General features: G+C 75.2%; 10 protein-coding genes. 3 read left to right on the top strand and 7 right to left on the bottom strand.

The window, feature by feature from the left end; translation table 11 throughout:
• The 5 genes from VF746_28850 to VF746_28830 form a co-directional block, all read right to left on the bottom strand.
• On the bottom strand, positions 1–443 hold a 443-nt coding region (locus VF746_28850; protein HEX8696462.1), incomplete at its 3' end, for a hypothetical protein.
• Between the two features lie 97 nt (positions 444–540).
• Positions 541–1,188, bottom strand: a complete 648-nt coding sequence (locus VF746_28845; GenBank protein HEX8696461.1) for a hypothetical protein — start codon at positions 1,186–1,188, stop codon at positions 541–543.
• Between the two features lie 180 nt (positions 1,189–1,368).
• Positions 1,369–2,166, bottom strand: a complete 798-nt coding sequence (locus tag VF746_28840) for a hypothetical protein (GenBank protein ID HEX8696460.1) — start codon at positions 2,164–2,166, stop codon at positions 1,369–1,371.
• Between the two features lie 304 nt (positions 2,167–2,470).
• Positions 2,471–4,948, bottom strand: a complete 2,478-nt coding sequence (locus VF746_28835; protein HEX8696459.1) for a TonB-dependent receptor — start codon at positions 4,946–4,948, stop codon at positions 2,471–2,473.
• Positions 4,945–5,997 (bottom strand): FecR domain-containing protein, encoded by a 1,053-nt coding sequence (locus VF746_28830; GenBank protein HEX8696458.1) that lies wholly within the window; start codon positions 5,995–5,997, stop codon positions 4,945–4,947. Before VF746_28830 ends, VF746_28835 begins: the two co-directional genes overlap by 4 nt.
• A 166-nt stretch (positions 5,998–6,163) precedes the next feature.
• Between VF746_28830 and VF746_28825 the strand changes: the two genes are divergently transcribed.
• From VF746_28825 to VF746_28815, 3 genes are all read left to right on the top strand, one after another.
• Positions 6,164–6,715, top strand: coding sequence for an RNA polymerase sigma-70 factor (locus VF746_28825; protein HEX8696457.1), 552 nt, complete (start codon positions 6,164–6,166; stop codon positions 6,713–6,715).
• A gap of 412 nt (positions 6,716–7,127) precedes the next feature.
• The gene (locus VF746_28820) at positions 7,128–7,715 is read left to right on the top strand and encodes a hypothetical protein (GenBank protein HEX8696456.1); all 588 of its coding nucleotides are present in this window, start codon (positions 7,128–7,130) and stop codon (positions 7,713–7,715) included.
• 429 nt (positions 7,716–8,144) lie between these two features.
• Complete coding sequence (locus VF746_28815) at positions 8,145–8,993, top strand: L,D-transpeptidase (GenBank protein HEX8696455.1); 849 nt, start codon at positions 8,145–8,147, stop codon at positions 8,991–8,993.
• 194 nt (positions 8,994–9,187) lie between these two features.
• Here the strand turns inward: VF746_28815 and VF746_28810 are convergent, their stop codons facing one another.
• Both VF746_28810 and VF746_28805 read right to left on the bottom strand, forming a co-directional pair.
• Entirely contained in the window at positions 9,188–9,553 is a 366-nt protein-coding gene (locus VF746_28810; protein HEX8696454.1) for a type II toxin-antitoxin system death-on-curing family toxin, read from the bottom strand.
• Between the two features lie 34 nt (positions 9,554–9,587).
• Positions 9,588–9,818, bottom strand: coding sequence for a hypothetical protein (locus VF746_28805; protein ID HEX8696453.1), 231 nt, complete (start codon positions 9,816–9,818; stop codon positions 9,588–9,590).
• Position 9,819: the final 1 nt, after the last annotated feature.

Below are 9,819 nucleotides of genomic sequence, written 5' to 3'. Positions count from 1 at the left end.
GTGCAGCCGCTGACGCTGCCGCCGCCGTAGAAGTAGACGCTCAGGGAGTTGTTGCTCGAGCCGGCGTACGCGTACAGGTTGCCCTCGAGGCTCGCGTACTTGGTGGTCGACAGCCAGCCGGCGGCCACGTACGCGTCCACGTCGAACCAGCTGCAGCTGCTGTAGCAGGTGCGGTCGATCGGCTCGGGCTCGCACGGCTCGTCGTAGTAGCAGGGCTTCAGGACGGAGGAGGGCCTCAGCCGGCTGTCGGGCACGCCGTCGCGCACCACGTCCTTCTTCGTCACGGACAGGACCCGGCCCTGGCCGTTCGCCTGCTGGTTCAGCCGCGCCACGAGGGGGTCGTCGGACTGCCGCGGCGGCGCGGTGCCGGTGTCGGAGCAGGCGGCCAGCGTGGTGCCGAGCGCGAGCGCGGCCAGGGCCAGGATCCGGCGGGTGGATTGCATTGGGAAGTCCTCCAGGGGATGACGGTTTTCTTCCCCCTCCCGCCGGACGCGGCGGGAGGGGCGGTCCGGCGGGGCGCCGCGGCGGCGCCCCCCGGGATCAGAAGCAGGTGCTGGCCTGGTCCCACTCGTTGCCGTCGATGCCGTACTGGTTCGTCGACCAGCCGTCCACGTAGACCTTCCAGCTGAACACGCCGCCGTTGTACTCGATGTAGCGGCTCGCGCCCAGCGTGAGGGGGCCGTTGCCGCCGGTCAGGTAGGTGCTGTCGAAGAGCGGCGGGTTGCTCGTGCAGCCGCTGACGCTGCCGCCGCCGTAGAAGTAGACGCTCAGGGAGTTGTTGCTCGAGCCGGCGTACGCGTACAGGTTGCCCTCGAGGCTCGCGTACTTGGTGGTCTGCAGCCATCCGGCGGCCACGTACGCGTCCACGTCGAACCAGGAGCAGTTGCCGTAGCAGGTGGGGTCGATCGGCTCGTAGGGCTCGCACGGATTCCCGTCGATGGTCTCGTAGCAGGGCTGGAGGGCCGCCTGGGTGGAAGGCTTCAGCATCCCCTCCGGCACGCCGGGGAGCGTCACGTCCTTCTTCGTCACGGACAGGACCCGGCCCTGGCCGTTCGCTGCCCGGTTCAGCCGCGCCACGAGCGGATCTGCGTCCTGCTGCTGCGGGGCGGTGCCGCTGTCGGAGCAGGCGGCCAGCGTGGTGCCGAGCGCGAGCGCGGCCAGGGCCAGGATCCGGCGGGTGGATTGCATGGCGAGTCCTCCAGGATGGCGGTTCTCTTCCCCCTTCCGCCGAACGTCGGCGGGGGACAGCCGGCGAAAGCGCCGACCGGCACCGTCAACCGTAACGGGTTCTACTATACGTCGCAAAAGGTGAATGCAACTCTGCCGAACCGCCACGCGACTCCCCCGAACCGCGTCGCCGCTTAGATCCTATTCAGCCATTGAGAGAGAAAACGACTCCGAGCACCGCTTGCGGAAAGCCTCGAGTAGCCGGCGCAGTCCGCCGGGGCGGCGCAGGTCGCGCACGCGCAGTCCCGCGTACCGGTGCACCTGCGTCCGGAGCGCGGCCGCCGAGGGGTAGCCGATCGCCCGGGCCGCCTGCTCCGCGGAGCGCCCCGCGCTCGCCATCAGGTGCGCGGCGTGGAAGAGGCGCGTCCACACGATCAGCCGGTTGAGCGAGGGGAGCCCCGCCCGGCGCAGGCGCGCCCGCAGGGTCTTGGCGTGGCAGAACTGCGAGCGGGCCGCCCGCGCGGGGTCCAGCGGCGCGGCGGCGTTCGACAGCAGGTGCAGCAGCAGCGGCTGCAGCGAGTCGGGGAACAGGTCGCCCAGGGCGCCGGTGACCTCGTCCACCAGGGGGCGCCAGAGCAGCTCCGCCACGTGAGCGCGGATGGCGGGCGGGTCGTCGTCGCGGCCGCGGATGAGCACCTCTCTCACGCCCAGGCGCGAGAGCCGCAGCAGGACACGCGCGCGCTCCCCGTCGAAGCGCCCGTACGGCAGCAGCGCCACGGCCGGCTGGGCGGCGTGCAGCTCCTCGCACCCCTCCACGCCGGCGTCGGGGTCGAACACCACCACGTCGGGAGGCCGCACCCGCGCCTGTCGCAGCAGCTCGCCCCAGGCGGGGGCGAACGCGAGCTCGCAGGGGGGCTCGCGGCGGGCATCCGGCGCCAGCGCGGCGCGCAGGCGCTCGGCCGCGGCGGGGTGTGGCAGCAGGGCGAGAACTCGTGCCATGCGGGCGCCTCCGAGGTGCTTCGGGGGGAACGCTCCGGTTCGGGGCCGCTTTCCCCGGACTCTTGCCGACACAGAAAAACATCTGGGGATGAAACATTAGTTTGTCACCGTAAACTTCGTCAAGGGGCAAACGGTCGTTTTCTTGGCGCAACTAACGTCCTTGAAGGAGCTGGTCAGAGAGCGCGTCGTGGGCGGCAGGTGGAGCGAGGTGGGTCTGGACGAGGGTCCGGAAGTCGAAGCGCCCCTCCCGGGCTGATGGGCGGCCCGGGAGCGGCACGGCAGGCAGGGGATGCCTGACGGGAAGTCAGAACTCGGCGCGCAGCCCCAGCGTGAGGGTGCGGCCGGGGACGACGGTGAGGTTGTCGGGCTCGCCGCGCTGGCGGTCCAGCAGGTTGTCGCCCGTCAGCACCAGCACGAACGGGCCGCGCACGTCCACCGCGGCGGTGGCGCCCAGGCGGGTGACGCCGCCGTACCGCAGCCAGTAGTCGCGCAGCGCGGCGCCCTCCAGGTGGTGGCCGCGCCACTGCCCGGCGACGAAGTCGCGCGCCAGGGCCAGGCGGTCGTAGCCGATCCAGTCCGAGGCGCGGTAGGCGGTCAGCGACCCCGACCAGCGCGGCGCCGTCCACGCGGCGGTCACGCTCAGCGTGCGCGCGGGGACCTCGAGCATGCGGTCGCCGGGGCGCAGGTCGCCCGTGTAGCCGGGGGCCAGGCGGCGGACGCGGCTGTCCACCAGCGACAGCGCGCCCGCGAGCGAGAGCCGCCCCAGCTCGGCCGAGCCCTGCGCCTCCCACCCGCGGTTGGAGATCTCGCCCACGTTCTGGGGCGCGTACGGCGTCTGGGGGCCCGTCCCCCAGGCGGTGTCGACCGGGAGCGCCACCCGCTGGATGAGCCCCGAGGCGACCTGGTGGTAGCGGGTGACCTGCAGCGAGAGCGCGCGCCCGAAGGCCAGGTCGAATCCCCCCTCCACCCCCGACTGCTCCTCCGGCTCCAGCCCCGCCCCCCGCGCCTGCGCGCGGAACCCCGGCCAGGCGCTGTCGCGCGGGGGACTCCGCACCGGGCGGATCCCCCTGCCGTACGCCGCGCGCACCTTGAGCGTCGCCAGGGCTCCCAGGTCGGCGACCCAGGCGCCGCCGAGCACGGGGAGCGCCGCGTACCGGCCGCCGGCGAGCCCCTCGTTGCGCTCCACCCGCAGGCCGGCGGTGAGGTAGAGGCGCTCGCCCAGCGCGGCGTTCCCCTGCGCCACCACCCCCGTGCTGTGCGTCCAGCTCACCAGCGCCTGGCGCGGCTCGCCCGGCCTGCCGCCGCCGCCCGCCTCCTCGCGCAGCACCGAGTGCTCGGCCACCAGGGTGAGCGCCAGGTCCGCGCGGCCGACGGTGCCCAGCCGCGCCACGCTGCTCATCCGCAGCGTCCCGCGGTCGGCGCCCCCGGCGGCGGCGCGCAGCGCGGCCTCGGCCGCGGTGGGCACCGGGGTGCGCTCGTCCAGCAGCCCGCTCAGCCGGTCGCCGTCGACGCCGACCACCAGGGAGTGCGTCCAGCGCTCGTCGGGGGTGTACTTCGCCGTGGCGCCCAGCGTGTACTGGCGCACCCGCTGCCCGTCGGGCGCGGCGGGGCCGGGGCGCGCGGGCGCGGTGTCGGGGAGCACGCCGTCCAGGACCGGGCTCGCGGCCACGCCGGCGCGGGCGGCGTAGAAGCGGGCGATCCCGGTGACGATCGTCCGCGCGCCCACCAGCCGCGCGCCGCCGCTGGCCACCAGGTAGCGGCTGGACCCGCCGGGGACGAACTCGCCCACGCCGCCGAGGCCCAGGCTGAGCCCCGCCGAGCGCACTTCGTCGCCCGCGCGCAGCGTCAGCGCGTGCTCCTGCGCCAGCGCGCCGCCCGGGGCGAAGTCGCTCCTCGCCATCCCCAGCCCGGTGCGCAGGCCCAGGCGCGGCGCGCCGGTGTCGGTCCCCTCGTGGCGGGTGACGATGTTGATCACCCCGCTGATGGCGTCGGTGCCGTAGAGCGCGGCTCCCTGCGGCCCGCGGATCACCTCGATGCGCTCCACCGCCTCGGGCGCCACCTGCGTCACCAGGAGCGGGTTGGCCACCTCGATCCCGTCGATGAACACCTTGGGGTGGCTCACCCCGAACGAGCTGGCGCCGCGGATGCCGCCGTAGCGCGCCACCAGGCTGGCCGGCGACTGCTCCCACGCCCAGGGGCCGGGGAGCGAGGCGGAGAGCAGCCGGGTGAGCGGCTCCGTCCCCGCGCGCCCCAGCTGCGCCCCGCCGATCACGTCCAGCGCCACGGGGAGCCCCCGCTGCGGGCCGCCACTGGCGCTCCCGGTCACCACGATCCGCTCCAGCGCCACGGTCCGGCTCAGCTCGGCCGGCGCCGCGCCCTCCTCCCGCGCGCGGCGCGGCGCCAGGACCACGTGGTCGGCGCCGGCCACCACGGGCTCCACCGGGGTGCCGCGCAGCAGCTCCGCGAGCGCGTCGCCCACGGCCACCGCGCCGTGCGAGACGCAGACGCGCCGCTCCAGCGGGAGGAGGTCGGCGCTGTAGGAGATGCGCAGGCGCGCGGCCGCGGCCAGGCGGTCGAGCGCGTCGCGGAGCGAGACGTCGCGCGCGTGGAAGGAGAGGGTGCGGTCGAGCGGGGCGGGCCAGCGCTGCGCCGGGGGAGACGCTTCGCCCGCGCCCGCGGGGCAGGCGGGCGCCGCGCGCGCGGCCGCCGGGGCGGCGAGCGCCAGCAGGGCGAGCGCGCGGGGAAAAGCGCGCCGGAGCCGCGCCGCGCGGGCGCCGCTCATCGCGCGCGCAGCACGGCGGTGTCCCCGCGCATCTCCACCTCGGCGCCCAGGGCGAGCGCCACCACCTCCAGCACCCGCTCCGGCGCCTCGCCGGCGAACGAGGCGGTGAGCCGGCGGCCGGCGAGCGCGGCGTCCCCCGCGCGCAGCTCCACCCCGTACCAGCGGCGGAGGTCCGAGGCCACCTGCTCCAGCGGCGCGTCGCGGAAGACGAGCCGCCCCCGCGTCCACGCCAGGTCGTCGTCCGTGGCCGCCGCGCGCTCGGGGACGATGCGCCCCGAGGGCTCCAGCACCGCGCGGTCGCCCCCCCGCAGCACCACGCCCGTGCCCTGGGGCGACGCCGCCGGCTGCAGGGCGACGGAGCCGGCGGTCACCACCACGCGCACCTGCTCGCCGGGGTCGGAGTGCACCGAGAACACGGTCCCCAGGTCGCGCACCCGCGCCGCGCCCGCGCGCACGGTGAAGGGGCGCGACGCGTCGTGGGGGACGTCGAAGAGCGCCTCGCCCGCGAGCTCCACCGGGCGGCTGCCGCGCCCGTACCCGGCGGCCACGGTGAGCCGGCTCCCGGGGCCGAGCAGGACGCGGCTCCCGTCCGGCAGGCGCACCGAGTCGCGCTCGCCCACCGCCGTCGTGTAGGTCCGCGCGACGGAGGTGCCCCGCTCTCCGCGGACCATCCGCCAGAGGAGGTAGGGGCCGATGAGGAGGAGCGCGGCCACCGCGGCGGCGCGCAGCACGGGCCGCCACCCCGCGGCCCGCCCCTGGCGCTCCCGCGGGCGGCGGAGCGGGATCGCCCGCGCCCCGGGCTCGTCCATCCGCGCCCGCACGCGCCGGAGCGCCCCCTCCACGTCCAGGTCCGCCGGTGCCCGCCAGGCGAAGCGGTCCAGCGAGCGGTCGAGGGCGTCGAGCCGCTCCCGGCGCGCGGGGTCTTCGGCCAGCCAGGCGCGGACGGCGTCGGCCTCCTCCGGCGGGCTCTCGCCGGCCAGGAAGCGGGCCAGGGCCTCCCAGTCGGCCGGCTCGCCGCGCGTCTCGGGCACCTCGGTTCCGTTCTCCATGCTCCTAGGACACGTGAGCCCCGGCGCACCCCTACTCCCCGTCCCCCGCGCGCGCGTGGCCGGATTGCTGCCCGTGGCGTGCCGCCGGTAATTTACGCCCCCCGCCGGAAGCGGCGACAGGGGAGCCGCCCGCCCGCACCAGGCCTTCGCGAGCCATGAGCGCACCGTGACCGACCGCGAGCTCCTCGACCGTCTCCGCCGGGACGACGGCGCCGCGTTCGACGCGCTCTTCCGCGCGCACTACCCCGCGCTGGTGGGCGTCGCGGAGCGGCTCCTGGGCGAGCGCGCCGTGGCCGAGGAGGTCGCGCAGGACGTGATGCTCGAGCTCTGGCGCCGGCGCGGGACGGTGTCGGTGGACGACTCGCTGCGCGCCTACCTCTTCCGCGCCGCCCGCAACCGGGCGCTCAACCACCTGCGCCACGAGCGGATGAAGCAGCGCACCGCCCCCCGCGCCGCCGGGGAGACGGTGACCCGCCCCGAGGCCCCCGCGCGCCTGGAGGAGGAGGAGATCGACCGCGCCGTGCGCGAGGCGGTGGGCGCCCTCCCCGAGCGCTGCCGCGAGGTCTTCGAGCTGAGCCGCGGCCACGGCCTGCGCTACGCCGAGATCGCCGGCGTGCTGGGGATCTCGGTGAAGACCGTCGAGGCGCAGATGGGGAAGGCGCTGCGCGTCCTGCGCGACCGCCTGGCCCCTTTCCTCCCCGGTGCCGACGACGGGTGACGCAAACTTTCGAGCTGCCTGACTGCTGGTCTCACACAGAGACACTGAGGCACAGGGAACTTCACGCGATTTCGCCGAGGATCGTTCTGGATCCTGATTCTCCAACGAAAAGCCTCACACGGAGTTAACGGAGTCAACAGAGAACCCCCTGCCGTCTCCGTCAACTCCGTCGACTCCGTGAGCCAAGCTGTTCCGCTCCCGCCGTAGGGGTACGCTCCCCCTCGTGTGTCTCCAGTGGTGAAAGCCGGCGGACGCGGGCCCGAATCAGGTCGGGTCTCCACCGGACGGGCCAACCCGGACACCCATCCCATGAACCGCACCACTCCGCGCGCCCTGGCGGCCGCCCTGGTCCTGGCCGACGCCGCCGCCTGCTCCGACATCACCGGCTCGGAGGGGCCGGATTCGGTGTGACATGAAGCGAATCTACCCCGCCCTGGCCCTGCTGGTCCTCGCGGCGTGCGCGGGGCGCAGGGACCCGGCGCCCGCCGGCGAGGAGCGCCCCGCCGTGCTCTCCGCCGGCACGGCGCCGCCGCCCGTCTACGCCCTGCTCGGCTACCGCGACCGGCTGGCGCTCAGCTCCGCGCAGGTGAACGCGCTGGACTCGATCGGCGCCTGGCTCGACACGGCGAACCGGCCCCTGCTCGCGCAGCTCGGCGAGCTCCGCGATGGCGACCGCTCCCGCCGGCGCCCGGGCGGAGCGGGTAGCGCCCGGCCCGGCGACCGGGCCTGGCCCATCCTGCTGCGGCTCGCCGAGAACAACGGCGCGGCCGCCACCCGGGTGCGGGCGGTGCTCTCGGCGGAGCAGCGGGAGCGCGTCTGCGAGCTCTTCGCCCTGCTCCACGAGCGGCGTGCGCCCCGCGGCGGCCGGTCCGCGCCGTCCCTCGCGCGGCAGACGGGCCCGGGTGCACCGGGCGGCGCCGCGTACGGCTTCCGCGAAGGCCGGGGGCCGGCATGGCCCTGGTGTACGAAGCCTCCCGAAGGCGGGGGGTCAGGCGCGTGACGGAGCAAGGGGGGTCCCGGCGAGGGACCCCCTTTCACATCGCCCGTCGATCCAGGCAGGGACATCGCAGACCCACCCGGGGCGGACCTGTCCCACGTCCTGTGGCACCACCTCCTCGGCCGCGGGTGGGCTCCGGGTGAGGGAAACCCGCCCGCGGCAACGACCTGGAGAAGATGGAGCCGCGGGACGTGAACGAGGTATCGGGATTGCCTTCCGGCGGGCCACGGAAAGCCGCATCGCCGTGCCCGGGGCGCATGGTGATCCGGTGCGACGCGGAGCCTGAAACACCGCCGGGCCGCCTTCCGTATCCACCGCCCCAACGCGGGGGAGGAGTCCTTCTCCCCCGCCGCAGCGGACCACACGACCCGGCAGGCCCGGGCCCGTTCGACCAGCGAGACGGTCCGCAACCGCCAGTCCCGAAACCGCGCCATGTCTTCGATACATCCGGTCAGGTCCGCCCTGCTGCTCGCCGCGCTCGCCGCCGCTCCCGCCGCCGCGCAGGCGCCGGCGATGGAGCTGGTCGTCAACATCCCCGCCGGCCGCCTCGACGTGCTCCAGGGCGGCGAGCGCATCCGCTCCTACCCGGTGTCGGTGGGCCGGGCGCGCTACGCCACCCCCACCGGCGAGGCCGCCATCCGCCGCATGGTCTGGAACCCCTCGTGGACGCCCCCGCCCGGCTCCGACTGGGCGCGCGACGAGAAGCCGGCCGGCCCGGGGTGGAACAACCCGATGGGGCGCGTGAAGATGCACCTGTTCGGCGTCTACTACGTGCACGGCACGCCGGCCGCCAACGAGCGGCACCTGGGCCGCCCCGCCAGCCACGGCTGCATCCGCATGCGCAACGCCGACGTGATGGAGCTGGCGAAGCTGGTGCTGCAGGCCGAGGGCGCCCCGATCGCGGAGAGCACCGTGCAGCGCCTGGTGGACAACCCGCGGGCCACGCGCGAGCTCGCCCTCTCCGGCCGGGTGCGGGTGCGCATCGAGTACCGGCTGGCGGAAGTGGAGGCCGACTCGGTGACGCTGCACCCCGACGTCTACGCGCGCACCGGCCGCGGCTACGCCGCCCGCGTGCACGAGGAGCTGAGCCGCGCCGGCGCCGACCCCGTCCCCGTGCTCGCCCAGCTCAAGACCTCGCGGGCGCCCGCGGCGGCCGTCCGCCTGGCCCGCGGCACCACGCCCGCAGCGCCCGCCGCCCCCGCCGTCGCCGCCCTGCCCGTGCGCGAGCCCGCGGTCGCGGTCGGCGTGCCGGCCGGGAGCACCGCCACGCTGCAGCGGTAAGCCACCGATCGACGGCGGAGCACGAGGAGGGCGCCTTCCCCGGGGGAGGCGCCCTCCTCGTGCTCATCGAGACAGCTGCCGGCGCCACCCCCGCGCGGTAGCAGGCGCCGCAGCCGGAGCGGAGTCCTGAACACGCAGCGGGGCAGCAGATGATCTCTGCCGCCCCGCCGGCGATTGCCAGCCCGTTCCGCCTTTCAGGACGAGCTCCTGAGCACTAACCGCTGGCGTACCCAGCCGGCAAGCTGCGGCTCAGAGACGGCGCCACTGGCCAGATCGAGCACGACCGCGACTTCGTCGGGCTCCTCGGCCGCGATCTCGTAGCCGTTCAGCCACGCGAACATGTGCATCGCCGCCAGGGCGATGCGCTTGTTTCCGTCCGCATAGCCGTGATTGCGTGCGAGCCCGAACCCGTAGCCGGCGGCGAGGTCGGCGAGGGTCGCGTCGGGCTCGTAGAGCCAGCGGTTGCGCGGCCGCGCCAGCGCCGACTCGATCATCCCCTCGTCGCGCACCCCGTACAGCCCCCCGTGCTCCGCGATCAGCTCGCGATGCATGGCATCCACCAGGGCGCGCCAGAGCCACCGCGGCTCTTCCACGCTACCTGGCCAGCTCGCGGAACGCGTTCCGGTGCTTGCGCCGTATTTCCTCGAAGCCTTCCATCGCCTCCTCGAAGGCGGGATCGTACGGCGTCAGCTCGAAGCCGCGCTCCGTGCGCACCAGGTGCAGCGTGTCCCCGACCCCGGCGTGCAGCACATCCAGCACTTCCTTCGGCAGGATCACCCCCGCCGAGCCGCCCACCTGCCGGATCTTGATGCTTGCATGCGTCATT

Origin of the sequence: Longimicrobium sp. (assembly GCA_036389795.1) — a bacterium.
Taxonomy (GTDB): Bacteria; Gemmatimonadota; Gemmatimonadetes; order Longimicrobiales; family Longimicrobiaceae; genus Longimicrobium.
Note: the sequence above shows the minus strand (reverse complement) of the source record. Positions and strands in the feature narration are given on the sequence as shown.